This window comes from Streptosporangium sp. NBC_01639 (genome assembly GCF_045209755.1).
GTDB lineage: Bacteria > Actinomycetota > Actinomycetes > Streptosporangiales > Streptosporangiaceae > Streptosporangium.
Genome location: NZ_CP109272.1, coordinates 6,613,903 through 6,639,815 on the forward strand (window position 1 = coordinate 6,613,903; position 25,913 = coordinate 6,639,815).

A 25,913-nucleotide genomic window follows, 5' to 3' on the forward strand; every position below is an offset into this window, starting at 1 on the left:
AGAGTAGTAAGAACCGGTTTGCTGTGCATTATTGACCTTGATGGTCATCTATCAGCATTTGAAGGTGAAAGTCGCTCTGTCCTGGAGCTTCTTCCCCTTGGGCAACGGAGAGAGCACCCGTAACGTGGCCGTTGCCGTGAAACTTCCCTCGCCCTTGGCCGACCACAGGAGGACCACCTCGTGCGAGGACTTCCCGGCCGCCACGGTGTCCGTCTGCTTGATCGCCTCCTTGCGATCGCTCCGTTTCCACTGGTAGTGGATCTCCCCGGCCGAGCCGTTGGTGGTGAGCACGCCCCTGATCCTGACGGCCGTGCCGCATCCCTGGGTCTTCTTCGGTGCGATCACCTTCATCGCCGTCACCTCCAGCGGGGCCGGCGAGGAACGGAGCAGCCAGGCCAGTAGGGCGGCCACGACCATCAGCGCGAGGATCGCCGAGGACAGAGCCGTACGGCGACGCCGTCGCCTGGCCCGGGCAGCCGGCACCCGGAGCCTCCCGGAGGGGGGCTCGGTCAGCGGGGAGTCCCGGCCGGCCCGCCAGAGCCGCACGGCCGTGGACTCCACCGGGACGCCGGGGCCGAACCGCATGACCACGTCGTCGCCGCTCTTCGGCGGGTGCAGCAGCGTGACGATGTCACCCTCGTCCGGAGCGGCCGGGACCGGCGGCGCCGGGGCGAGCTGTCCGCCCCCGGTCCGCAGGCCGTCCGAGGACCACCGGTGGATGGTCTCCACCAGCCTGTCCCGGGTGGCGAACCCCGGCGGCAGCAGGTCGCCTCCGGCGAGCAGGACGTCACGGGCCGCGGCGAGCCCATGGGTGGATGCCGTCGACGCCGCCCGGTCGAACAGCCCGGCCGCTCCCGGTGAGGCGGCGCTCCAGCTCGCCGCCAGGCCCCGGGCGAGCGAGGCCCAGGCCGCGACGTCACGCTCCGGAGCCGGGGGTCGCCCGTGTATCGCATCGGCCAGGCCCCGTTCGGCGAGCAGCGCGGACCCGTCCGGAGCGATCACCACGGTGCCGGGGTGGAGCGCACCGTGGGCGAGCCCGGCGGCGTGTACGGCCAGCAGCGTCTGCGCGACCTCCGCCAGGACGGTGGCCGCGCTGCCCGCGTCGGGCCGGGGAACGCCGGGCGTCCGCGACAGCAGATCGGTCACCGCGGGGCTGACCGGTTCGGTGGTGAGCAGCCAGACCTCGCCCTGGGCGGCGACCAGGTCGGCGACCGGGACCAGCCCGGTCACGCCGCCCTGGGCCAACCGGCGGTCGGAGACCACGGCCGCGACCAGGCGTTCACGCGTCGCCGGATCGGCGACCAGCCGTGGGTCGAAGTTGAGGGCGCTGCCCGGCCGCCCATCGGCCGCGACCGCCGACGACCAGGTGCCCAGCTCGTCCGTCCTGGTCCGGTGGGTGAGCCGGAATCCGGCTAAGCCTCCTGGGTCGTTGTTCATCGTCGCGCCCGTTCCGCCGTCTAAAGCCGCCTTCGGTGGCGTCCGGCCACCCCGCCCTTCACCGTCAGTGTGAACGGAACGGCACCGCCCGTCACCAGTCCCAGGAGCAGGACCGCCGAGGGAAGCGTCTCGACGCGGGACGTACGGGCCGGTGCCGACGATCCCTCGTCACCGGGGTTTTCCCTGTCCGCTGAGTGCGCGGGGGTGTGGGAGTTCCCCCTGCCTTCCGAGCGCGAGGGGGTGTCGGGGTTTTCCTTGTCCGCCGAGCGCGAGGCGGTGTCGGAATTCCCCACGCTCGCCGAGCGTGCGGGGGTGTCGGGGTTCTCCCTGTCCGCCGAGCGTGAGGGCGTGTTGGAATTCCCTCCGCCCTCCGAGTCCGAGGGGGTGGGGTTGCTCGTCGGGCTGGTCGACGCCGAGGGGGAGCCGGTGTCCGTCGGCTGCGGTGTCGGAGGCCGTGTCGTAGGCCGTGTTGTCGGCTGTGCCGTGGGCTGCGCGGTCCGCGTGGGGCCGGCCGTCGGGGTGGGGGTCGGCCGCGTCGACGGGCGCCTGGACGGAGTGGCGTTCACGGTGTCGGAAGGAGAGCTCTCCTCCGCCGACGAGGTCGGTGAGGACGGCTTCTTCGTCGGCTTCTTTGCTGGCTTCTTCGTCGGTTTCCCGGTGGCCGTCGGTGAGGAGGTGGGTGCCGAGGTCGGCTCGCCGCTGGGTACGGCCGGCGGGCCGGCGGAGGGGCTCGTGGTCGGCGAGGGTGTGGTCTCCGCAGTCGGTTCCTGCGTGAGCTCGTCGGGCTCGTCGGTCGAGAAGACCGACTCCACCGGCTCCGAGGGGGACGCGCTCGGGGTGCCGGCCACGCCCTGCGTCCGGATCACGGTGCTGTCGCCGGTGTTGACCAGCACCGCGCTCACCCCGCTGATCACCGCGACGCAGCCGAGGGCGATCAGGAACTTGGTGCTGCTCTTGCGGAGCACCGACGTCCTGCCGGATGCGTGCGTGGCGCGACCACCGCCGGACGTCGACGTGGCATCGTGTCCGCCGAGATCCGTCTGGGCCAGCGAGGTGCTGGACTCGGGCTCGTGGATCTCCAGTGGAAGCAGCGACGCCAGGATCGCGACGAGCCCGGCCAGACGGCGGCGGCCCCGCTCCTGCCACTCCGGCCCGTAGGCGTCGGCGGCGACCGCCTCCAGTTCGGTGAGGAAGGCGGTGGCGGTCGGCGGCCGGTCGGCCGGATGTTTGGCCAGGCCCCGCTCCACCAGGCCTTGCAGGGCCGGCGGCACCTCCTCGACCGGCGGCGGCGTGGCCTGGTGCTGCCGGGCCAGCGCGGCGAGGTTCGTCGCGCGGAACGGCCTGGTGCCCGTCAGGCACTCGAAGAACACGACGGTCGCGGCGTAGACATCGGTGGACGGTCCGGCCGGGGCGCCCGCCCACTGCTCGGGGGCCATGTAGGGCGGCGTGCCCGCGGGAGTGTCCCCGTCACCCGAGCGGACCGCGATGCCGAAGTCGACGAGCCTGCTCGTGCCGTCGGCCTCGACCATCACGTTCTCTGGTTTGAAGTCGCGGTGCACGATGCCGGCCGTGTGCGCCGTCGCCAGGCCGAGCAGGGCGCCCTTGAGCACGAGCAGCGCCGCCTCGGGGCCGGTCGGTCCCTCCGACCGCAGGAGCGTGCGCAGGGCGACGCCGTCCACCAGTTCCATGACGATGGCCGCGCCCTCGCCGGCCTCGACGTAGTCGTAGAGCCGGACGGCGTGCGGGCTGTCGAGTGTGTTGAGCACCCGTGCCTCGTGCCGGAAGCGCGCGACGAAGCCGACGTCGTTCCTGAGCTCGTCGGACAGGTACTTGATCGCTACCAGGATGTCATCGGCGTCGTGCCGTGCCATCACCACGCGCCCGGCGGCTCCTGCGCCCAACTCGCGAATCTCGGTGTATCCAGGGACTCGCCAGGCTGATGGCATGCCGTACATACGGTCTCCTAGGTCTGGGCCCCCACCCATAACAGACGGACCGTAGCTTAGCGACGGCCAATCAACTTTTGCTCATCATTCTGTAAACGGTCTCATACCAGGGGAATTGTCATCATATGTACGGTTTTGCGAGCTTTGTCCCTTGAGTCGGTGTAGGGCCGGAGTCTCCGGCGCCCACACCGGGAAAACGTCAGCCGAGGGTCATGGTTCGGGACGCGATGTGCCCAGGGACCTCCAGGTCCACGGTCATGGCGGGGTCGGCCTGCGGAGTCCCCCAGGACGAGTGGAGCGGCAGCACCCCGGCCCAGACCGGCAGCGCGTAGTCCTCCTCGTCGTCGAGCGGCGGGCCCTGCCGCACCTTCACCGACGCCTCGGCAAGGGAGAGGGCGAGCACGGCGGTCGCCGCGAGCTCCTTCCTGCTCGGCAGGCGGGCGGTGTTCCACTGGCCCGGGGCGAGTTGCTCGGTGATCGCACGCAGGCCGGCCAGGTGCTCTCCCTCCTCCTCGACGCGACGGGGCCGGCCGTAGATCATGGCCGAGCGGTAGTTGAGCGAGTGGTTGAATACCGAGCGGGCCAGCACGACGCCGTCCAGGTGGGTCACCGTGACGCAGACGTCGCCGCTGTCCCGCAGAGAGCTGGCGCCGGTGGATCCGTGCAGGTAGAGGGTGTCGCCGATCCGGCCGTAGCCGGTGGGGACGACCCTCGGGGATCCGTCGACCACGACACCCAGGTGGCAGATCAGGCCGGCGTCGAGCACCGCGTACAGATCTTCGCGATCGGTCCGGCCCCGGTTCTTGGAGCGGTTGAGCGTGGTGCGGGAAGTCATGGAGAGCATGGCTCTACCCTAGGAAGAAGTGGATATCGAGAACACATCCACTTCTTCCTGCTTCCAGGAGACCACTTTGCCACGCATCCCTGTTGACCTGCCCGTATCGGTGGACCGTGCGGCTCCCATGGCCCTCACGGTCCAGCTCGGCGACCGGCTCCGCACCGCCATGCGTGACGGCACCCTCAAATCCGGCGAACGCCTGCCCTCCACCCGCGCCCTCGCCCGCCAGCTGTCCATCAGCCGCACCGTCGTCACCGAGGCGTACCAGCAGCTCTACGCCGAGGGCTGGCTCGACGGCCGCCACGGCTCCGGCACCTACGTGGCGGACCTGGTCATCCACACCCCGTCCGCGGCTCCCCGTCCTCCCGGTTCCGGGGACACCGCCTCCGGCCCCGGCCCGGCCGACGGCTCCGCCCTACCGGGCCTGTCCTCTTCCGGCCGGCGGGGTGAGGGCGTCCGCCCAGGGCGACCGGACGGTCCCGCCGGGGCGCCCGCGGCCGGCGGGCGCGGCGGGCAGCCGGTCGACCTGCGGCCCGGGCAACCGTGGGTCCGCGACTACGACCAGGCGGCCTGGCGCAGGGCGTGGCGGAGGGCGGCCGACCTGCCACCGGGAGACAGCCCGGACCCTTACGGTCTCCCGGCCCTCCGTGAGGCCCTGGCCGTACACCTGCGCAGGACCCGGGCGATCGCCGTCGGGCCGGAGAACATCATGGTCACCCGGGGCACCGGCAACGGTCTCGACCTCGTCGCCGCCACGCTCCTCCGCCCCGGGCACCGGGCGGGCGTGGAGGACCCCGGCTACCGCGTCGCCAGGCACGTCTTCGCCGCGCGGGGCGCCGAGATCGTGCCCTGCCCGGTCGACGAGGACGGTGTCGTCGTCGACCGGCTCCCCGACGGCCTGCGCGTCCTCTACACCACGCCCGCCCACCAGTACCCGCTGGGAGGGCGTCTGCCCGTCCCGCGCAGAGAACGCCTTCTCGACTGGGCCCGCCGTACCGGCGCGATCATCGTGGAGGACGACTACGACGCCGAGTTCCGCTACGACGTCGCTCCGCTGCCCGCCCTGCACGGCCTCGACCCGGGCCGGGTGGTCCTGCTCGGCACGCTCTCCAAGTCGCTCGCCCCCGACATCGGTGTCGGCTGGCTGGTCGCCCCGCCGGACCTGCTCGCCGCCGTCGCCGCGACCCGTGCGCGGCTGAGCGACCGCACCAGCGGGCCGGCCCAGCAGGCGGTGGCCGTCATGCTGGAGGGCGGGGACCTGGACCGGCACCTGCGCCGCATGCGGCTGGAGTACGCCCGCCGCCGCGCCGCCATCGTGGACGTCCTCGGCCCCAGGGTGATGGGCGACACCGCAGGACTGCACGTCATGATCGAGCTCCCGGCCGGAATCATCCCGTCCCTCCTCACGGAGGCGGCGGAGCGCGGTGTGCTGCTGGACTCGACGGCCCGGCACCATCACGGCGAGGTGCGCCGGCACGGGCTGGTGATCGGGTACGGCTCCGCCTCGCTGGCCGACGTCCGGCGCGGGATCACGGTGATCGCCGATCTGATCGGCTCCCGGCTGGCCAACTAAAGCCGAGTGGCGTTCTAATAGTGGGCTATGAGTACGCCTGGTATCGACTGGTCCCGCCTCGTCGCCTGGATGGCCGCCAACGTCGCCGAGGTGGGGGAGCCCACCGGGATCGCCCTCATCTCCGGTGGCCGGTCCAACCTGACCTACCGGATCGAAACGCCGAGCCGCCCGCTGGTGCTGCGCCGCCCCCCGCTCGGTCATGTCCTGCCCACGGCGCACGACATGCGCCGGGAGTGGCGGGTCATCTCGGCGCTGGCCGAGACGGCGGTGCCGGTGCCGGAGCCGGTCGCACTCTGCACCGACGAGGACGTGATCGGAGCGCCCTTCTACTTGATGGGCCACGTCGAAGGCGAGGCCGTACGCAACCGTGAGGACGCGGAGCTGTCGCCGGACCAGGCCAGGGCGCTGTCGGAACGGCTCGCCGAGGTGCTGGCGGCCATCCACGCGGTGGACTACGACGCGGTCGGCCTGGGCGACTTCGGCCGCCCCGACGGCTACATGGCCCGTCAGCTCGAACGGTGGGGTCAGCAGTGGACACGTTCCAGCCCCCGTGAACTCCCCGAGTACGACCGGCTCGCCGACCGGCTGCGACGGCGGCTGCCCGACAGCTCCCCGGCCGCTCTCGTGCACGGCGACTACCGCCTCGACAACACACTGGTACGGCTGGCACCGGGCGCCGTTCCCGAGATCCGCGCGGTGGTCGACTGGGAGATGTCGACCCTCGGAAATCCGGTCGCGGACCTCGGCCTCACCCTGACCTACTGGCAGGACCCGGACGACATCGAGCGCGCCTCCATCCCGGTGGCGGGTGACATCACGCTGACCCCGGGCTTCCTCACCGCCAAGGAGTTCGCCGCCCACTACGCGCAGGTCTCCGGGGCCGATCTGGCCGACCTGGACTTCTACCTGGCGTTCGGCAACTTCAAGCTCGCGGTCATCGTGGAGGGCATCCACGCCCGGTTCACCCAGGGCAAGACCGTCGGCGAGGGCTTCGAGGAGATCGGCGCCTCCGTGCCGACCCTGATCGAGAGGGCACACCGGGCGCTGGACGAGCGGTGAGGGAGCAGACACCGGAGATCCCGGGGGAGCCCCGGACGGCTCGGAACCCCGGGAATCCACCGGCCGGCTCGCCCGAGCGGCGATGATCGACGGGGTCAGACGGCGCCCGGTGCGTCGGCCGGCTCCTTACGCGCGCGGCGTCCGGTGGGGCTGCGCCGGGCGAGCCACCCGGTGAACAGCGCGCCCAGGGCCGCGGCCGAGGTGACGGCGGCCAGTGCCGTCACCGCGGCGCGCATCGTGAACGTGCCGCTCATGAAGAACGCCTCGCTCACGATGATGCCGGTGGAGACGCTGAGCGCCACCGTGAGCGCCAGGCTCTCCATGGCGTCCCCCGTATGGTCGCGCCGGTCCAGCAGCGGACGTACCAGGGCCAGCAGGGCGGCACCCGGGCAGGTGAGCAGGAAGACCACCGAAACGGTGATGCGCAGCGGGCCGGCCTCCACGCCCTGCGTGACCAGCAGTGTGAGCCATCCGGAGACGGCGAGCGGCAGCAGCAGCGGCCAGCGTGATCTGCTCATGATGTCCTCGGAGCTCACGGGGTCTTCGGGATGAGTTCGTAGACGGTGCCGCCCGGGTTGCGGGTCAGCACCTTGAAACGGGCCGACGCGGCGACCTCGCGGCTCAGCCGGTCGATCGTCCCCTTGGGGAAGATGCCCGTGGTCTCGGTGGCGATCTTCTGCACCCGGTTGATCACCAGGTACGACTTCCCGCCCGGCGGCACCACCGACATGAGGTTGATCAACGACGGCAGCGGGTTCTTGATCAGTTCCGGCAGGGTGGGAACGAACTTCGGCAGACCGCGTACGGCGGTGCGCGACGGCGGCAGCTCGTCCAGCCAGGCGTGGTCGTAGCGCTCGTAGTAGTCGTACGCTCCAGGAAGGAAGAACGTCGGTGCCACGATCACCGAGCCGGTCGGCGCCACGCGGTAGAGCTGCTGGACGAGCCGGACCTCGTCCGCGGTGAAGTAGTTGGTCTGCTCCTTGCCGTAGTTGCCGAAGAAGAAGCCCGTGACCATGAGCAGGAAGACCAGGGGCAGGACCAGGGCGCGGACCCAGACCCGGCGGGAGGGCAGGAAGAGGGCCGCGGCCAGGAACGCCGTGAGCGGCAGGGTGAACAGGTAGACACGGAAGATGATCTCGCCGCCGTAGCTCCCCGCGGCGAGGAACAGCAGCGGGCTCAGCCCGATCATGAGCAGTGGCAGGCCCGGACGCCTGAGCCAGTCGCGGCGCACGAAGGCACCGGCGATGGCGAGCAACCACAGCCCGCCGGAGAGGGCACGGTCGGCGTAGGCGACGATCACCTGGCCCGGGGAGGCCGCGCCGAGGGTGATGAAGCCGTCGTCCAGGTTGCCGCCCGCGTCGCCGAGCGACTCGATGATGTCGCTGAACCTGCTCTCCAGCAACTGCCAGGCGGCCACCATGTCCCACGTCACCACGGCGATACCGGTGACGAGCAGGATGCCCAGGTTGCGATGGCGGCGGATCAGGAACAGGGCGAAGAGCCCGGCCGTCAGCACCAGCGGCGTGAGCTGGTGGGACGAGGCGATGGCGACGATCGGGACGATCAGCAGGCACGTCCAGACCAGGCGGGTGAACCTCCCGGAGACGGGGGGCGGCTCCGCGGCCAGGCCCCGCGGATCGTCGCCCGCCCTGATCGGCCCCCGCCGGAAGCGCCGCACCACGACCGCGAGCACGGTCAGGTAGAGCACCAGCGTGGTGGCCTGCGGGGAGAAGTAGTCCTGGCCGACCCAGGAACAGGAGAAGTAGACCCACACCGCGCCCCAGACGAGCTGGCGGTTGCGGGTCACCGTCCGGAAGAGCAGCAGCAGCGGCAGCAGCATCGCGGCGTTGAAGGCGGCCGGACCCCAGACGGCGATGCTCAGTGAGTCGTCCAGGCCGGTCATCTCGGTCATCAGGGAGAAGAACGAGAAGAACCCCGGCCACTGGTGGTAGGCGGACAGCGGGCTGATCTCGGGGTCGGTCGCGCCGTGCCGGATCAGGTAGTCGATGACCGAGACGTGCTTCCAGGCCCACGAGTAGCGGAGGGACGGGTAGAGCAGCGCGGGGGTCGCGTGCAGTACGGCGATGAGCACGAGGGCGTAACCCGCGTGCCAGAGTTCGAGGGCCCGCCGGTCGCCGAGCAGGGCGACGAACCCGACCACCATGACGACGATCGCGATCCAGAATGTGGCGGGCAGGACGGTGAGCAGTCCCAGGTCGGTCATCCCGCCCAGGTTGACCTGGCGCAGCGAGAGTCCCCAGAGCACGGCGGCGGCCGGCAGCGCCGTGCGGGCGAGGAACCACGTCACGACGGACGCCTGCCGGGCCGTCCCTTCGGTCCGCGTCGTGCGCAGCCGTCCGGTCGCGTAGCCGAGGCCGAGCGCCATCAGACCGGCGAGCATGACCAGCAGGGCCTTCCAGCCCTTCACGTCGGCGGGTCCGGTGAAGGTCACGGCCCGGAAGACGGCCCTGGGCAGTCCCCTCCTGAGCGGGGTGAGACGGGCCGACAGCCCTTCCCGTCCGCTGGTCCGCCGCGGCACGCCGGCCTGTGACCGCCCCTCGGCCACGCATCGGGCCAGGAAGGAGGAGAGCCGGGCCCGCCGCGCGGGCACGTCCAGCCGTACGACCGCCGAGGGCTGCTGGAGCAGCTTCGCGTCAGGTCTCAGCTCGCGCAGCCGGGTACGGAGCTCGTTCGCGGCCCCGCCCGAGGGTTCGGCCATGGCGTCGCCGGGCACGGCTTCGGGCTCTTCGGGGAAGCCCCCCGCCTCGGCCAGCGCCTCCCGGCGGAACGACATGGCCCCGCCGTACAGGTCGTCGATCGGGCCCGCCTCGACCGATGCGCCGGTGTACGGCACTCCCAGCACCCAAGCCAGCTGGATGGGGAACCAGTCGGGTTTGCCGGTACTCCACCGCACCGCGAGACGGCCGCGCACTCCTGTCACGTCGTCGTCGACGTAGGCGGACAGCAGGGACGCGGACCAGCCGGGCTCGGGGGAGGAGCAGTCGTCGAGAAACGCGACCACGTCGCCGTGCACGTTCGCCAGACTCAGGTTGCGCGCCGAGGCGACGCCGGTGACCTCCGCGCCGTGTACGACCACGACGTCGTCGAGAGTGCTCCCGGCCCAGGCGACCAGTTCGGGACAGTCGACGACGGCCAGCACGATCTCCTCCGGAGCCGGCTGCTGGGCACGGAGGGCCTCGACCGTGGCGGAGAGGCGGGGGCGTGCGTCGGGAGAGCCGCTGACGATGACGACCGACAGGGACGGGAGAGCGGTCTCCGCCGCGGGAGTCTCCTCGTCCTGGTCCGGGATGCGCCAGGTGGTGACGGAGGAGACCTCCTTGGCGATCGGCAGGGCGAGCACCACTTCCTTGGTGTCCGCGTCCGGCTCCTCCGGGCCGGTGTCCGCGTCCGGCTCCTCCGGGGCGGTCCCGATCTCCCGTACGGTCTCGTCCGCCGTCGTCTCCGGGGCGGTTCCGGCCGTCGGCGCGGTGCCCGCACCGGTGTTCTCGGCGCCTGCGACGGCCCCCGCGCCGTCGGTCTCGGCCCGTTCCGGACCGTCGGCTCCGGACTCCGCTGAAGCGTCGAGCTCCGGCTGCTCCAACTGCTCCGGCCCCTCCGGCCCCTCCGGCCCCTCCGGCCCCTCCGGCCCCTCCGGCCCCTCCGGCCCCTCCGGACTGAGGGGCCGGGTGATCGGTGTCGGCCGGGCGAGGGAGTCCTCGGCTTCCTCCAGGGTCCGCCATGACGCGGGAATCCTGAAGTCCCTGGTGTCCTCGATGTCCTCGGTGTCCTCCGTGCCGGTGAACTCCTGGGGGACGCCGGGAGCCGCGGCCTCGGTGACCTCCTCGCCGCCGGACGGGTCTTCGGGCTCCTCCGTGCTTTCGGGGGCCTCGGACGCTCCGCTCTCTGTGCTTTCGGGGGCCCCGGACGCTCCGCTCGCGCTCTCGGGGGCCTCGGATGCGCCGCTCGCCGCGGGCCGGGCGTCTTCTGGATGCCGGGCCGGGCCGGTGGCCGATCGACCTGTGGGGCGGGTGATCGATTCGTCGATTACCTCTTCGGCCTTCCTGCCCTCCACACGCACCCTTTCCAGGTCTGGTCGATGCGAATGCCTGGGCCAGACTTTACTCCGCGTGCGGGCGGGAAGGGCTCAAAGTAGCGGCATGTCGACCGGCCCGTCTCCGGGTCCGTTCTCCGGCGCGGACAGCGGAGAACGGACCCGGCCAGGCCGGGTGTTCCTCCTCTACCGATCAGGCGAGGAGGGTGGGCGGGCGGGTGCCCGATCCGGGTCTCAGCCGGTCGACTGCCGGACCATGGGCTGCTGGAAGTAGGGATCCTTGCCGGCCTTGGCGAACGCGTCCAGGACACCGGGACCGGTGAGCGAGAAGTCGCACCTGTCCGCGTCGGTGTTGTTCCACTGGATGATCGCCTTGAGGTTGGGCATCGTCCGCATCGCGTCGGGGATGTCGAGATACCAGTCGGCGCGTGCGGAGGTGTCGCTCTTGTGGCTCTCCGTGCCGTACTCGGCGAGGATCAGGGGCTTGTCGGCGAAGCCGTTCTGCTGGAACCACTCGTAGGTGGGGCCCACGGTCTGCTTGAAGTCCTGCCACTGGGCGCCGCGGCAGACCGCGAAGTTGTAGGGGTCGTAACTGATCCAGTCGACGTAGGAGTCGCCCGGGTAGTAGGCCTTCCACCTGTCCCGGAACGGGTAGTAGCCGGTGACTCCCCAGACCCAGAGCGCGTTGGTCGCGCCCGCCTTCCGGAAACCGTCGACGATGCGCTTGTAGGCCGCGACGTACTCCGCCGGGGTCTGGCCACTCTCGTCGCGGTCCTTCTCCCCGTCGAAGCCGACCAGGACGGGCTTGCCGTAGGTCTTCACCTGCGCCGCCTGGTCGGTGATCGCCTGGTCGTAGTGCCCGGCCGCGATGTCACGCCAGGTGATGTCGAGGTTCTCCTGCCAGATCGACGACTCCCAGGCCAGGAGAAGGACACGGTCGGCAGCGATCTTGTTCTCGTCGCTGCGGAAGAACCGTCCGGAGTCGCTGTTGGACATGTCGTGGTAGCTGATGGTGATGTCGAGCTTGCGGCCGATCTTCTGCTCCATCGCGATCACGTCGGCGTTCATGTTGCGGTTCTCACCGGTCGGCACGTGCATGCCCCACCAAGCTCCGCAGGGCGGCACGAGTTTGTCGGTCGGTGTGCACGACCTGGGCGTGGCCTCGCCCCCCGGCACCACCGGCGCCTGGGCGCCGGGGGTCTGCCGTCCCACATAGGTGTACGCGTAGATACCGGCCACGGCCACGAGAGCGATGACCAGGCCGATGATGATCCATCGCGATGTCGGGAACCTCGCCGCATGCCGGGCGTTCCGTCTCTTGTCTGGCGTAGTCATGTGATCATCCAGGCGTTCGGTGCCGGTGGAGTCGTTAGGACCAGCATGAGGCGCGACTTTCCGTTTGTTTGAAATTTAATTAATTTTTCTACAGAATCATGGCTGGAAAAAGCTATGGTCAACATAAAAAGAGGCGTCCGCGCTACGGATTGCCAGCTTTCTGTGACCCTACGCTTCCGGCCCCGGCTCGACGGCCGTACGAACCTCTAGCCTGGTCAAAAGTGTGGCGACACGCTTGGCACGGAGCGGATCGACCGGGAGCACGTGGCTCGTCCACCAGCGCGCGATTTCGGGAGTGGGCCCGGCGGGAACGAAATCGAGATAGTCGTCCAGCGGCGGGTCGTAAACGAATCCGGGCACGATGCCGTGCCTTTCCAACCGGGTGATGACCTCGTCGCGGTCCTTCACCATCAATGGCACCCGCAGCAGCGGCTGGGGCGGCGCCTCACGCACGCCCCGGGCCGCCCAGGGGGTGCCGCGAAGCAGCTCGACGCCGGCCAGTCGGCGTTCCCGCTCCCGGTCGATCACCCGGAACCGGGAACGGAGGTAACGCTCCAGCAGCGGGCCCTGCCGCATCCGCCAGTCGTCGAGGTCGATCTTCAGCCAGTAGTCGAGTGCCGCGAGCTCCGCCGGCGGCTTCACGGCGGTCCGCAGCTCGTCCTCGCGGGGGGCGCAGCGGTGACCTGTCCACTCGATCACACCGAGCGCTCTCAGCGCCCGCCACATCGGCCCGACCAGCCCGGTCCGGTAGATCGTCTCCCGGAGCATCGGGCGGAGCGTGCCGAGGATCTGCCCGCGCGCTCCGCCGTCGAGCAGCAGTTCGTCACGCCGCTTCACCAGCTCCGGCAGCGCGGCGGGATCCGCGACGACCAGGAACCCGCCCGACATCGCCCTGCCGTGCTTGGCCAGGCTGAACACCCCGGCCGTGCCGAAGGTGCCCGCCGGGCGGCCGTCCACCGTCGTCAGCATGGCGTGTGCGGCGTCGTCGATCAGGGTCAGGCCGCGGCGGTCGCATTCGGCCCGCAATCCGGCGACCCGGTCGGGCTGGCCGTACAGGTGTGTGGTGAGCACACCGGACAGACCGCTCCAGTCCACCCGGGGCAGGTCGATGTTGCCGTCGAGGGGGGACACCGGCGCCATGACCGGCCGCAGACCCGCCGCGAGCGCGATGAACAGCACGGTCTCACAGTTGGTCGGGGAGATCAGCACCCGGTCGCCCGCACCGAACCAGTGCCGCAGGGCGAGGTAGAGCCCGAATCTGGCCGACGGCACGTGCAGGCACGGAGCCCCCACGCGGTCACGCATGATCGACTCAAGTGTGCTGCTCATCGTGCCTTCGTCCTGGTCCGCAGGTCGCCGTAGCGCTTCATGGCGCGGTCCGCCGCGCCGTACAGGGCGGGGCTGTCGAGGATGAACTGCCGCGCCCGCCGTATCGGCGTGGTGCGCAGCCAGTGCGCCGCCGCGCCCGCCGACCGGCGCCGCACGCATCCCTCGGTCACCGGCTCACCCCGGCTGCGCAGCGACTCCTTGTACTCCGAACCGGTCCCGACCCCAAGGTCCATCGCCCGGAGCCCGATCGCCGCGGCGGCCTCGGCCATCTTCAGGTGCTGGATCAGGCCGGGGGAGTATTTCGCGAAGGCGGGGTCGTAGGCCGGGAACCAGCCGACCAGGGTCGTGTCCGAGCGCAGGCCGAAGTGGCCCGCGACCGGCTTGCCGTCGCAGTAGAGCATCGACAACGGGCCCGCGAAGTCGTCGGTGTCGATCGCGTTCAGCCGCTCGGCGAGCTCCACCACCCACGGCCTGCCGAACCGGTCAGGCCGGCCCATCTTCAGGTACTGGTCCGACTTCCAGCGGCGCAGCAGGCGGAACTGCTCCTCGTCGCGGACCGCGAAGTCGAAGGTCAGCTCGCCGATGTCGCGGCCGAGCTTCCGCTCCTTGTACAGGGTGGACTTGAGGAACTTGGGGGAACGTTCGCGCAGCCCCTCCAGGTAGGCCGGGTAGCCGTCGGCGAGGTCGAGGATCACCGCCTCCTGGCGCAGGACCTCGAACGGCTGGAACCACGGCTGCCCGTCGACCATGCAGCCGAACTCCCACACGTGCAGTCCGCATCTGCGTAACAGGGTCTCCGCGTCGAACTGCGCGCCGGGCGCGTGGACGACCCCCTGGCAGAGCGACACCCAGGCGCCCAGCGCGGTGCCCACCCCACCGGTGTGCCGTTCGAAGGGGAAGAATCCGACCCGCCCGCTCTCCTCGGAGAGAACCGCGACCCGTGCCTCGGCCCTGACCTCGCCCATCGCGACCGCGAAGTCCGGGCTGAGAAAGGGGTTGCCCAGGTGCGGGGTGGCACGCTGCATCTCGCGCCATGCCGCGACGTCGGACGGGCCGAGTTCCTGCGGCCGGATGACGTCCACCCTCATATGCCGCGGCCCATCCGGTGCAGCCGGCTGACGATCGCGTCGGCCGGCACTCCGGCGGCGACGGCCAGCGCCAGGTAGGCGCGGGGTTCCCAGGGGCGGCGACGCACGGTCCTGCCTATCCAGCGCAACGCCTGCGAGGTGTGTCCCAGGGTGGCCTCGGCGAAGGCGATCTTCCCGGAGAGCTGGGCGTAGCCGCCCGGCGCCCCCGCGAACTCCGGGTAGCGCTCCAGCATCCAGCGCAGCGCGGAGGAGATCGTTCCGCAGGTCTTGACGATGGAGAAGTAGGAGCTGTTGTGCAGCCTGAGCCGCACCCCCGTCTCGGCCAGGTTGGTGATCGGCCCGAATCGGGCGGCCCGCAGCAGCAGTTCGTAGTCCTCGCCGTACCCGCCGGGCAGTTCCTCGCTGACCAGCCCGAACCCGTTGACCATCGCGTCCCGGCGCATCAGGTAGGTGGAGGGGTGCATCGAGGGAAGCTGCTTGCGCAGCAGGTCCTCCAGGGTCACCGACGGCGCGGCCACGGATCTGGCGAAGGAGACCTCGTCGTTGAACAGCTCCACCCCGCACGTCACGAAGTGGCCGGTGCCCAGAGCGGTCACCTGCGACCGGAGCTTGTGCGGCAGCCACAGGTCGGTGTCGTCGCAGAAGGCGACCAGTTCGCCGTCGTCTGAGAGCACGCCGGTGTTGCGCGCCCCGGCGATCCCGGGATTGCGCGTGTTCGCGGTCACCACGACCCTGCGTCCCGGGGCCTCGCGGGCGAACGACCCGTCCGGCGGACTCTGGTCGAAGACGGCGACACAGGTCAGCTCGCCCGGATAGTCCTGGCCGAGGATCGAGTCGATCGTCTCCTGGAGCAGTCCGGTGCGGTTGCGGGTCGGGATCACAGCGGTGATCGCCGGCCAGTGGTCCACGGCGGGTCCTTTCTCTAAGGCTTTCCGAAGTCGGAGGTCAGGCGGTGAAAATCGTCGGCGTGTCCAGCTAGGCCGCCGTTCTCAGCGTCCGGTCGTCGTCCGCCGCCGCCGTCTCGGAGCGCCGACGCCCTTTGCGCGCCAGCACCAGGGCGAGGGCGAGGGCGCAGAGGCCGAGCAGGCAGAGCAGAGACGTCTGGACGCGCTCGGCGGGCGCGATCCAGAGCCCCACCGTCACCACCATGACCGGCGGCCAGTGGAACCGCTCGTCGCGGTGGACGGCTCTGGCCGCCAGCAGCGCCGGGACGAGCGCCGTCACGGCGAAGAGGACCGGGGCCCACACCAGCACCGGGGTAGGGTCGGCGATCCCCATGGCACGGGCGAAGAAGGCGGGCAGGGCGAGGAGCCAGTCGCCGTCGGGGGCCTTCCCGGTGGCCATGATCTGCGTCACCTTTGCGGCGAGGCTCCCGACTGAGCCGCTCAGAGCCTCCGTCCCGTGCAGGCAGACGGTCACGGCGAGGAGCTGCGTCCACAGCATCGCCTGCCTGCGCGCCATGGCCAGTTCCGCGGCGAAGGCCACGACGATCAGTCCGACACCGCCGAGGGCCGGCACGGCGGCCGGTGGGAAGGCGGACGGTCCCGAGGCGACGGAGCCGAGTATGACGACGAGCAGGCCCTCGGCGGTGATCAGCGGTGGCAGCCAACGCGCCGCCTGCGCCAGCCACGGTGCGCGGGGCCGAGCGGGTGCCGCGGCCTCGGTGGGAGGCCTCCTGGCGGGGGCGGAGGCCAGGGTGGGCTGCGCGTCGACGATCATCATCACCAACGTCGGAGTCTCGTCCGGGGAGAGCTCGACGCCCGTCGCCCGCGCTCCGCGCAGCACCTTCACCAGGCCCGGTGCGACGACGACCATGACGATCACCTGGGCCGCGAAGGTGCCCATGCCGACACCGGTGATGCCGTAGAACCGGAAGAGGACGAACGACAGGCCCACGACCAGGACACACAGCAGCGCCTGGAGCGCGAGCAGCGCCCGCACCCTGCTGCGGGCGCGGAGCACCCCCAGATAGATCTCGATGACCGCGTGCGGGATGGAGGCCAGGGCCAGCAGCCGCAGCACGTTCGCACCGTGCTCGGCGAATGACGGACCCCAGCCGAGCCGCAGGATGAGCGGCGCGGCCAGCGCGGCCAGCAGCACCACCGGGACCAGGAGCATCATGGTCCGCCGGAGCGCCAGCATGCACTTGCCCGCGAGAAGTGACGGATCCCCCGAGCCCTCGATGGTCAGGGAGATGGCCATGTTGAGCGCGAGCATGTCGAAGACGCCGACAAGGGTGACCGCCGCGGCGTAGTAACCCGCAGTCCGCGCGTCCACTCCCGCGAACACCAGCACCGGCATGAGGTAGACGCTGGCCAGGATGAACAGGGTGCCGGGATAGTCCCCGGCGAGGAAGCGGCCTATCCGCCGGAACCGGGGCGGGGCCTGATGGGCGTTGCGCATGGCGGCCAGCGGGGCCAGCCTGCCGAAGATCGCGATACTGATCGGGACGACCGTCACGGCGACCGGGATCGTCCAGGCCAGGAAGATCCCCGCGCCGGGGAAGACCGGGGCCAGCACCACCAGCAACACGATCTTCGACAGTCCGACGGCTATTCCGATGAGCGGCACCCAGGTGGCCTTGCCCAGCGCGGTGAGCACCACGTCCTGGACCGTGAACACGCACCACAGGAAGACCGACAGCAGGAACCAGCCGGCCATGCCGAGCCCGTTCAGCCCGTCGTAGTTGGCACCCCACATGTCCAGCGTGGCCAGGAAGACCACGGTCGCGACCGACGCCGCGCCGCCGCCCACCAGGTAGGCGTAGCCGACCAGGCGCCCGGTCGCCCTGCCCCCCTCGGGGAGGAAGCGGGTCAGCGCGCCGACGAACCCGAACGCGGTCAACGCCGCGAGCAGGCGCATCGCGGCGATCAGCGCGGAGGAGCGGCCGTAGTCGCCCTCGCTGTAGAACCGCACCGCGATCGTCCAGTAGGCCAGGCCGAGCACTCCGGCGGCCCCCGCATTGACGATCAGCGAGTAGGCGTTGCGCAACAGGGGATCGTTCAGATCTTTGGGAAGACGGCTCCACAGGGTGTGCAGCGTCCCCTGTCGCCGGCCCGCCGCCCCTCTGCGGAGATCCGTGTCAGTCACTGCCCGATGCCTGACCAGATGTGTACTTTGAAGAGATTCGCCGCAGTCCGTAACGGGTCCGCCGTACGACCGCGTATCCCTTGGTCAGGGCTCGTTCCTTCAGGTAGATCATAGAGAGACTTTGCCCGTCGATGGCCTTGCTGAACTTGGCCATCGAGGTCTGCTCGGTAACGGTCAGGCGGGGCAACGCGAGCATCTCGTCGTCCTCGCGGACGGTGTCGTTGGCCACCGCGCACGCGGTCCAGTAGCCCGCCTTGCGCACCTCCCGGCGGACCCGAGCGCTGGAGTAGCCGTAGGGATAGGCCATGGTGGCCACCGGACGGCCGATCTGGTCTTCGAGCATGGCCTTGTTGGTGCGCAGTTCGTTGCGGAGCTCTCCGCCCGGGAGCTGGTCGAGCTGCGGGTGGCTGTGGCTGTGACCGCCGATCTCCACTCCGCAGGAGACCGCCTCGCGCACCTGGCTCCAGGTCAGCATGGGAGCCAGTCGTCGTCCGGCCTCGGCGGGGCCGGAGTCCTGCACCCAGCCGCTGGTCACGAAGACCGTCGCCGGATAGCCGAACCGCTCCAGGACGGGCAGTGCCTCGGTGTGGAAGTCGGCGTACCCGTCGTCGAAGGTGATGGCCACCGGTCTGTCGGGCATCGCCGAGGTCCTGTGCATCCCCGCGACCAGGTCGGACAGGGTCATCGGGGTGAAACCCCGGTCGCGGAGCATGCCCAGTTGGTCGGCGAACCGTCCCGGCGAGACCGCGAGCGGGCGCGTCTCGTCGTTCGGGTGGTCGCTCACCGAGTGGTACATCAGGATGGGGACACGGATCATGATCGCCCCAGCTTCAGACGTGCCGTACCGACCAGGTAACCCCAGGTGGTCCAGGCCAGGCCGATCACGATGGCGGCGGCGCGGCCGAGCCCGGGGAGGTCGCCGCGCAGTGCCTCGCCGACACCGCGCAGCGCCCCCAGCGGCAGGGCCTTCATCGCGTGGGCCCGTTCGCTCGACAGGCCGTCGTCGGTGCCGACGCTCGACGCGACCAGGGCCTTGGACAGGCCCTCGGCATAGCACCGTGACCTGAAGTAGGCGAATCCCGCCCGCTGTGCGGAGACCTTGTGCCCGATCACCGCGTCCGGCTCGAACAGCATCACCGCGCCGGGCCGGCTCTGGGACAGCCGGATGCAGAACTCCGTCTCCTCACAGCCGAGCGGGCGGCTCTTGCGTCCCTGGACGCTTCGGCCTATCCCGGTGTGGAAGCCGCCGACGGCGCCGACGGCCTCCCTGCGGAAGGCGGCGTTGCCGCCCATGACGTTGCGGATCGGCGCCCGGACCGTGGGCATGCCCCGATAGGTGCACCCCACGGTCCAGTCGAACTCGTGCGGGAACCAGCGGGGACGTCGCCCCGTGGCCCACAGCGGCCTGGTCTGCCCGCCCACCCCCACGATGGTCGGGTCCTGGAAACCCTCCTCCAAAGCCTCCAGCCAGCCAGGTTCGGCCACCGCGTCGTCGTCGAGGTAGGCCACGATGTCACCCGAGGCGGTCGCCGCCCCGGTGTTCTTGCCGCCGGACAGCCCCTTCTCGTTCGTGTTCTCCACCACGGTGACGCCGGGATACTCCTGCTTGAGCCTCAGGTGCAGGTCCGTGTTGTAGTCGACGACCAGAATGATCTCGTACGGCCTGCGCCGCTGGTTCTCGACCGATTCGACGGCCGCCCGGATGTCCTCCCAGCGTTCCTCGGTGTAGACGCATATGACGACACTGCTCTTCATGGTTACGCCGCGCCCTGATCCGCAGCCGGAGTGGCCGCCGGCTCGGGTGTGAGCGCGACCGGCCGCTGACGCCGCTCGCGGATGATGGTCCGCAGCACGCGCAGGCCGTCACGGACCGCGCGCAGGTTGCTCTCGCCGTGAATCCGGCACCGTTCGTGGCTGGGCACCTCGTGCACGCGGAGCCCGGCCTTGGCGGCGCGGATGTTCATCAGCGTCTCGACTTCGAAACCCTCGCAGTCGAGATCGAGCGCCTCCAGGTGCCGGGCCCAGAAGGCGTTGTAGCCGTAACACAGGTCGCTGTAGCGGGTGCCGTAGATCATGTTCACCAGGGTGGTGAGGACCTTGTTGCCGGCCCGGCGGCTGAAGGTCAGGTCGTCGCTGCCCCCGCCGGCGGCGTAGCGGGACCCCTTGACGAAGTCCGCCCCGGTGACCAGGGCGCCCACGAACTGGATGATCTCACGGCCGTCGGTGGACCCGTCGGCGTCGATCATCACGATGATGTCGCCGGTGCACGCGGCGAAACCGGCGGACAGCGCGTCGCCCTTGCCCTTGCCGCGCTGGGTGACGATCCGTACGTTGGGCCGCAGCCGCTTGGCGACGGCGACGGTGTCGTCCACCGAGTTGCCGTCGACGAGCACGATCTCGTCGATCCACTGCGGGAGGGTGGCGAAGACGTGCGGGAGGTTCTCCGCCTCGTTCATCGCGGGCACGACGACACTGACGGTCGGGGAAATGGCCATGTGAGGGGTGAGCGGTGTGAACCGCTCGATCGGCGGCATGGAGCGCAACACGCCGAGCTGCTTACCGTTCTGCCTGACGGTCTCGGGATTCATGATGGCGGATATTCCTTTGGTCCTTCCGTGCGCGTGCTCTCGGGTGCGAGGAGAACGGCGCGACTGTGATCGAGGAATGCCTTGCGTCGGGGACTGGATGGGCTGTCGGGAACACGGTCTGAGGGACATGGTCTGCGGGGACGTGGCCTGAGGGAGAACGGTCGTGCGGAGAAGGATGCGGTTACCGCGTCTTCGACGGTTGTTCGGAGCCGGAGCGTGACTGGATGGCCGATCTCGCCCTGCCGTAACCCTTGAGAAGCCGGTCCGCGGCTCGGAAAAGGGTGGGGTTGTCCACTACGGCGGTGCGGAGCCTGTTGACCGGGACCCGGCCCAGCCACTGGGCGGCGGCCACCGGGGACGGCCGCGCGACGCGGGCCTCGGCGACCATCAGGGCGCCGGTTTTGAGCCACTCCTTGTATTCCCGGCCCCCCTTGCCCATGTCCACCTGGTGCAACCCCGCGCTCGCGGCGTGTTCGGCCATGTGCAGGTGGTGCATGATCCCGGGGGAGTAGCGGGCGAAGGCCGGGTCGTAGGCGGGGAACCAGCCCACCAGGGTGTGTGCCGTACGGAGCCCGAAGTGCCCGGCGACGGGGGTGTCTCCGGCGTAGACCATGGTGAGCACGCCGGCGAAGTCGTCGGACCGGTGGGAGTGCATCTCCTCGACGAGCCGTACGATCCACGGTTGGGCGAAGCGGTCGACCCGCCCGGTCCGCTGGTACTGGTCGGACTTCCAGTCCAGGAGCGTGCGCAGTGCCCCGATGTCCGGCGAGTCCCACGCGAAGCGGATCTCGCCCTGCTCGCGGCCGAGTTTGCGCTCCTTGTAGCGGACGGTCTTGTAGTTTTTCGCCGAGGCGGCGCGCACCTGTTCAAGGTAGGCGTCGAACCCGCCGCTGAGGTCCATGAGGGGCGCCGGCCGGACGTCTGTCTCGTACGGTGCGAATGTGGGCTGGCCCGCGACGAGGTGGTCGAAGTCGATGGCCGACAACCTGCAGGCCCGGAGCAGGTCGCGTGGGTCGATCTTCAGCTCGGGCACCGAGATCAACCCGTGGCAGGTGGTGAGGAATCCGCCCAGGGGCTTGCCGATGCCGAAGCCGTGCCGTTCGTAGGGGAAGAACCCCACGGTCTCGCCGCCGTCCTCGATCACCGCCACCCTGACGTAGTCGCGCAGCCTTCCCATGGCCAGGGTGAAGTCCACGGACAGGAAGGGGTTGTCGAGGCTGGGAGAGGCTTTCTGGATCTCACGCCATCGGAAGATCTCGGACTCGCCGAGATCTCGTGGGCGCACAACGCCGATCTTCACCCTCAACCGCCCCCCTGTCCGGCCAGCAGGCTTCCGTTCCCCCGGTACAGCAGGCCCAGGACATATATGAAGCCGCCGAGCATCGCGATGGTCACCACTCCGGCTCGGGGCGACCATGCGCCGAAAATGAGCATCGCGGTGGCAAGGAGAACGTTTGCCAGAAGACTTGTCGCCACCCCTACTGATATTGCAGTAAGAGGGTCACGATCACGCAACAGTCCCCCTGCGGCGATCCCAGGAACCGCCAAAAGGAACAAAGGGGTAAAAATTGCCCGAAGGGGAGTGTCGACGTCAGCGAGCGCAGGCAGAACTCCCGCTGCACACGCCAGAACGAGCCCCCATCGTGCTGTTCCGCGGCCGGTGAACATCACTGACTCCCCGCTGATGATCAAGTGGTTGATCACATATCCATGTGACCAACCACTTCGCGATACGTCAACGCCGACGCTTGGCATCAGTCGATGGTTTACCCGGTTGCAAAAATCAAGTCAGGGTTTCTTATGGGTCGATTCAAAATGTCATTTTCGGACTTGTAAAAATCGCTCTATGTACTAAATATCCTATTTTGCTAGTTATGTTCCGAAGGTAGAGGAAGGTGTTGATGTTGGTGTTGATGTTGGCAGCGGAGGCGGGTCCTCCGGTGGGTCCGTGACCTCGGGCTCGGCGGTCTCCCAGGAGATCGCGCAACTGGAGTTGCCTCCGACGGACTTGAAGGCCACCCGCCCGCTCCCGCTCTCTCCGGGGTCGGCGGCGGTGACCCAGATCACGCCACTGGCGCCGGCCTTGAGCCGCCCGTGCTGAGGGTGGACGTTCAGGCCACCCGAGGTGGTCGCCGACCAGGAGACCGCGGCGTTGCGCGCGGAGAGCCGGATCGTGCCCGCCCCCTCTCCGATGTCGGTGGGGCAAGAGACGGCCAGCCGCCCGGCCGGCGGCGGAGGGGCCGGGGCACGGGTGGCGCGCGGCCGGGTGGGCACCGGCCGCCGGGCCGGCGTCGATCGGGCCGGGGCGGGAGACCCGGTCTTCCCGACCTCCTTCTTCCGCTCGCCGGCCGGGGTCGCCGTCGGAGACGGCTCCGGGTCCGACGGCGAGGGCTCCGGCGGCGAGGGCTCCGGCCCGGGCTCCAGGGTGATCAACGCGGGCTCCCGGTCCGGTGCGGCCTCGGCCCGCGTCACCTGTCCGCCGCCCGCGTCCCTACCGGTGATCACGGCCATGGCCCCGACGGCCGCCAGCACGCACGCGACGGCCGCGATCACTGGAGCCGTCCGCCGGGAGGGTCTGCGCCGTCGCGGCGGTGAGCCCGCCCGGCGTCCCCTCCCGCGCCGGTCGGCCGCGGTGGGGAACCCGGTCCGGTCGAAGCGGCCACCCGCCTCGACGATGGCGGCGCGTTCCCCGGCCCGGCCGGGGTTCACGCAGGTCTCGATGACCCGGCGGCGCAGGGAGAGCGGGGGGAAGGCCATGGGCACCATGGCGAGCAGCCGGTCGGCCGACACATGGTGCTTCCGCCGTTCGAGGCAGACCTCGCAGCGGCTGATGTGGCCGGAGAGCCGCCTGCGCAGGATCGTGGTGAGCGGGCCCTCCCACGAGTCGACCATCGCCGACAGGTCGGGGCAGTGCGCCCGGCCGACCTTGGCCAGTATCACGGCGGCGGCCGAGTTCTCCAGGTGTTCGCGGGCGTGGCCGAGCCGCGTCGTGGCCTGGCGCGAGGTCAGCCCGAGCACCGCGCCGGCCTCACCGGTGCCGAGGTCGTGCCGGAGCGACAGCTCCAGCACCTCGCGCTCCGGCCCACTCAGCTCCGCCAGCGTCTCGTGCACCAGCGCGGCCAGCTCGCGCTCCTCGGGGGTGTCGTAGTCGCCGGAGTCCGGCGCGGCCGCCGGACCCCGCGGTCCCCGTGACCCCGGCGTCCCGGCCGCGCACCGGGAGCGGGTGAGCGCGTACAGCCAGGGGCGCAGCCGGGCCGGTTCGGGTAGCCGGTCGACGCACCCGTGCGCGGTGACCAGGGCGTCGTGTACGGCCTCGGCCGCGCCGTCCCGGTCCCCCAGCAGTGCGTAGGCGTAGTCGTTGAGACGTTCGGCATAGGAGTCGTAGAGGCTCGCGGGCGCCGCGGCGTCGGTACGCCGGAGCGCCTCCAGGAGTTGTTGGTCGTCGGTTCGGCCGACGGCCGGCCATCCGGGCACGGACATTCCTCCCCGCAGGACAAGCGCGTTCACGGGCCATGCCCGAGACCCCACACACGTAGGACGCCACCTGGCCGGGACGGGTTGTCCTAACCGGTCGATACCATGCCGGACGGGTATTAACTGGTAAGAATGAAACGGCTGGGGCCTGTGGGGCGCCGGCCGTACGGTGCGGAACGGCCGGCGATCAGCAGTTGGGCGTGCAGAGGCGGCGCTCCATGCCCTTCAGGAAGAACTTGCGGACCTGAAGGATGTCGGTGGCGATGAATGCCTCTCCGCCCGTCGCCTTGGCCAGCGCGTCCATCTGCTTCCTGCCCTTCACGGCCTCGGGGCCGAAGGCGATGAGCAGGATGCTGACCGGCTTCTCCGGGTTGTAGGTCTTCTTCAGGTACCGCAGGATCTCCGCGTCGGAGACACCGCCGTCCGGGTCGTCGTTGCCGGCTCCGTCGGTGAGGACCAGCACCGTGTTGATCTTGTCGCCCTGGTACTCCTTGGTCATCTGCCCGTAGGCCGCCTTGAGCGTGTCGTTCAGGCCGGTGTCGCCGGTGGGCTTGGCCCGGATGGCGGCGAACTTCTGGGCCAGCAGGTCCTTGCGGAGGACGCCGCCGATGCTCTCCGCCAGCGGGCCGACGGGGACGGTCTTGCGGAAGTCCGTGCCGTCGGCGGTGAGGTGCGTGGAGTACTCCCATACGCCGATCTCGCTCTTGGCCGGGAACAGCCGCATGCCCTCGGTGGCGATTCTGGAGATCACCCGCATCCGGTCCGATCCGGTGCCGGGGACCGGCAGGGCCATCGTGCCGGAGACGTCCAGCAGCGCCAGCAGCCGGGTGCCGAGGTTGAGCCGGGACCAGGACTGCGCCATCCCCGCGACGGTCTTGGCGTCGGGGGTCTTCAGCGCACGGGGAGCCTTGGCCTGGAAGCCGCCGGAGTCGGCGACCGCCTTGCCGCCCTTGCCGTCCGGAGTGCGGAAGCCCTGGTCGTGGAGCGTCTTCCTGGCGGCGTCGGTGGCGAACTCCCGCTGGAACGCCTCGGCGGCCTTGCGGACTGCGGCGTCCTCGGCGGTGACCACCACCGGGTAGTCGAGGTTGAGGGTGCCCTCGGCCGGATAGAGCGGTACGGCCGGCACCTCCGGCTTCTTTACGGTGTTGAACGCCCAGACGCCCTGCTCCGAGGCGATGCCGAGCGGGGCGCGGCTGCCTTTGACGCCGAGGCTGGACAGCAGTGCGTCCTGGTCGCGGACCGTCGATCCGGACAGCGCCTTGAGCGCGCCGACCAGTTGCTCCTGGCCGGCGCCCGAGGCCGTGGCCGTCCCGGCGGCGGCCAGGAGGGCGCCGAGTCCCGCGGCGTTGAAGGAGGGGTCCAGTGCCAGCACGCGCACCTTGCGGCCCGGACCCTCGACGTTCGCCACGTTCGCGGCGTTGATCATGCCGTCCCAGCTGGCCGCACCGAAGCTCTTCCGCAGGTTCGGGATCACCGAGCCGGAGGCCGCCATGACGATGGGGGACTGGGCCACGGACGCGCCGGGCGCGGGCAGTTCGGGATGCTTGACCCGCAGGTTGGCCACCCACAGGGTCGAGTCGGGGATCCACACGTCCATCGCGCCGGCCTTGCCGGCGGCCAGCCCGGAGGCCACGGTCGCCGGTGCGCCCTTGGTCACCGTGACGGTGGCGCACCCCCCGCCGGTGTCGTGGCCGGCCTTGTTGAAGCGATCGGCGATCTGCGACACCGCGGGCTGGATGTCGGGAGAGGCGGTGACCCGGAGGGAGACCTCGTCCCCGGCGCATCCCCGGTCCCGGTTGATGATCACAAAAGCGGCGACACCGAGCAGCACCGCGAGGGCGACGGAACCGGCCAGCGGGACGAGCACCGTGCCCGGTCCGTTGCGCCGCCGCCGGGGCGTCTCCTGATAGGAGGCATAGCCGTCGTCGAGTTCATCCGTCCGGTGACGTCCGCCCACGATGCCCTCTTCGGTCTCGATGTCCTGGAGCCAGCGGGTCACCTTACAGGGAGGTTCTCCGCAATGTTCAGGGAACTGTACTGGGAAGACTTACCGTGGCAAAACATTCCTTTTGGTACGACGATCACTGTACGCGTCGGTAAGCAAC

19 protein-coding genes are annotated in these 25,913 nt (G+C 70.2%); 2 read left to right on the top strand and 17 right to left on the bottom strand.

Going from position 1 to position 25,913, the window contains the following annotated elements:
* Positions 1–51 precede the first annotated feature (51 nt).
* The 3 genes from OHA77_RS30115 to OHA77_RS30125 all read right to left on the bottom strand — a co-directional run bounded on the left by OHA77_RS30115 (position 52) and on the right by OHA77_RS30125 (position 4,227).
* A complete protein-coding gene (locus OHA77_RS30115; RefSeq protein WP_406312762.1) occupies positions 52–1,437 on the bottom strand; it encodes a hypothetical protein in 1,386 nt (461 codons plus the stop codon).
* A gap of 20 nt (positions 1,438–1,457) precedes the next feature.
* Complete coding sequence (locus OHA77_RS30120) at positions 1,458–3,308, bottom strand: serine/threonine-protein kinase (protein ID WP_406319894.1); 1,851 nt, start codon at positions 3,306–3,308, stop codon at positions 1,458–1,460.
* Positions 3,309–3,582: 274 nt separating this feature from the next.
* Complete coding sequence (locus OHA77_RS30125; protein WP_406312763.1) at positions 3,583–4,227, bottom strand: pyridoxamine 5'-phosphate oxidase family protein; 645 nt, start codon at positions 4,225–4,227, stop codon at positions 3,583–3,585.
* A gap of 67 nt (positions 4,228–4,294) precedes the next feature.
* On the opposite strand from OHA77_RS30125, the gene OHA77_RS30130 reads away from it, so the two are divergent.
* A complete protein-coding gene (locus tag OHA77_RS30130; RefSeq protein WP_406312764.1) occupies positions 4,295–5,794 on the top strand; it encodes a PLP-dependent aminotransferase family protein in 1,500 nt (499 codons plus the stop codon).
* Positions 5,795–5,821: 27 nt separating this feature from the next.
* Positions 5,822–6,853 (top strand): phosphotransferase family protein, encoded by a 1,032-nt coding sequence (locus OHA77_RS30135; RefSeq protein ID WP_406312765.1) that lies wholly within the window; start codon positions 5,822–5,824, stop codon positions 6,851–6,853.
* Between the two features lie 95 nt (positions 6,854–6,948).
* Here the strand turns inward: OHA77_RS30135 and OHA77_RS30140 are convergent, their stop codons facing one another.
* The 14 genes from OHA77_RS30140 to OHA77_RS30205 form a co-directional block, all read right to left on the bottom strand.
* Positions 6,949–7,371, bottom strand: a complete 423-nt coding sequence (locus OHA77_RS30140) for a hypothetical protein (protein ID WP_326824813.1) — start codon at positions 7,369–7,371, stop codon at positions 6,949–6,951.
* Between the two features lie 14 nt (positions 7,372–7,385).
* Positions 7,386–10,925, bottom strand: coding sequence for a glycosyltransferase (locus tag OHA77_RS30145; RefSeq protein ID WP_406312766.1), 3,540 nt, complete (start codon positions 10,923–10,925; stop codon positions 7,386–7,388).
* Between the two features lie 213 nt (positions 10,926–11,138).
* On the bottom strand, positions 11,139–12,239 hold the full coding sequence (locus OHA77_RS30150; RefSeq protein ID WP_406312767.1) for a glycoside hydrolase family 26 protein: 1,101 nt from the start codon (positions 12,237–12,239) through the stop codon (positions 11,139–11,141).
* Between the two features lie 168 nt (positions 12,240–12,407).
* Positions 12,408–13,568 carry a DegT/DnrJ/EryC1/StrS family aminotransferase gene (locus tag OHA77_RS30155; protein ID WP_406312768.1) on the bottom strand — a complete coding sequence of 387 codons (1,161 nt, stop codon included), beginning with the start codon at positions 13,566–13,568 and terminating at the stop codon, positions 12,408–12,410.
* On the bottom strand, positions 13,565–14,656 hold the full coding sequence (locus OHA77_RS30160; protein ID WP_406312769.1) for a GNAT family N-acetyltransferase: 1,092 nt from the start codon (positions 14,654–14,656) through the stop codon (positions 13,565–13,567). The genes OHA77_RS30155 and OHA77_RS30160 overlap by 4 nt, the downstream gene beginning before the upstream one ends.
* Entirely contained in the window at positions 14,653–15,564 is a 912-nt protein-coding gene (locus OHA77_RS30165; protein WP_406312770.1) for a glycosyltransferase family 2 protein, read from the bottom strand. Before OHA77_RS30165 ends, OHA77_RS30160 begins: the two co-directional genes overlap by 4 nt.
* A gap of 67 nt (positions 15,565–15,631) precedes the next feature.
* Positions 15,632–17,746, bottom strand: coding sequence for a lipopolysaccharide biosynthesis protein (locus OHA77_RS30170; protein ID WP_406312771.1), 2,115 nt, complete (start codon positions 17,744–17,746; stop codon positions 15,632–15,634).
* Positions 17,739–18,563, bottom strand: coding sequence for a polysaccharide deacetylase family protein (locus OHA77_RS30175; RefSeq protein ID WP_406312772.1), 825 nt, complete (start codon positions 18,561–18,563; stop codon positions 17,739–17,741). The genes OHA77_RS30170 and OHA77_RS30175 overlap by 8 nt, the downstream gene beginning before the upstream one ends.
* Complete coding sequence (locus OHA77_RS30180; protein ID WP_406312773.1) at positions 18,560–19,501, bottom strand: glycosyltransferase family 2 protein; 942 nt, start codon at positions 19,499–19,501, stop codon at positions 18,560–18,562. Before OHA77_RS30180 ends, OHA77_RS30175 begins: the two co-directional genes overlap by 4 nt.
* Positions 19,502–19,503: 2 nt before the next feature.
* Complete coding sequence (locus tag OHA77_RS30185; RefSeq protein ID WP_406312774.1) at positions 19,504–20,334, bottom strand: glycosyltransferase family 2 protein; 831 nt, start codon at positions 20,332–20,334, stop codon at positions 19,504–19,506.
* 181 nt (positions 20,335–20,515) lie between these two features.
* Positions 20,516–21,619, bottom strand: a complete 1,104-nt coding sequence (locus OHA77_RS30190; RefSeq protein WP_406312775.1) for a GNAT family N-acetyltransferase — start codon at positions 21,617–21,619, stop codon at positions 20,516–20,518.
* A gap of 17 nt (positions 21,620–21,636) precedes the next feature.
* Entirely contained in the window at positions 21,637–21,810 is a 174-nt protein-coding gene (locus OHA77_RS30195) for a hypothetical protein (RefSeq protein ID WP_406312777.1), read from the bottom strand.
* Between the two features lie 396 nt (positions 21,811–22,206).
* Positions 22,207–23,808: an RNA polymerase sigma factor gene (locus OHA77_RS30200; RefSeq protein ID WP_406312778.1), complete on the bottom strand. Its 1,602-nt coding sequence runs from the start codon at positions 23,806–23,808 to the stop codon at positions 22,207–22,209.
* Between the two features lie 187 nt (positions 23,809–23,995).
* Entirely contained in the window at positions 23,996–25,807 is a 1,812-nt protein-coding gene (locus tag OHA77_RS30205; protein ID WP_406312779.1) for a substrate-binding and VWA domain-containing protein, read from the bottom strand.
* Between the last annotated feature and the right edge of the window lie 106 nt (positions 25,808–25,913).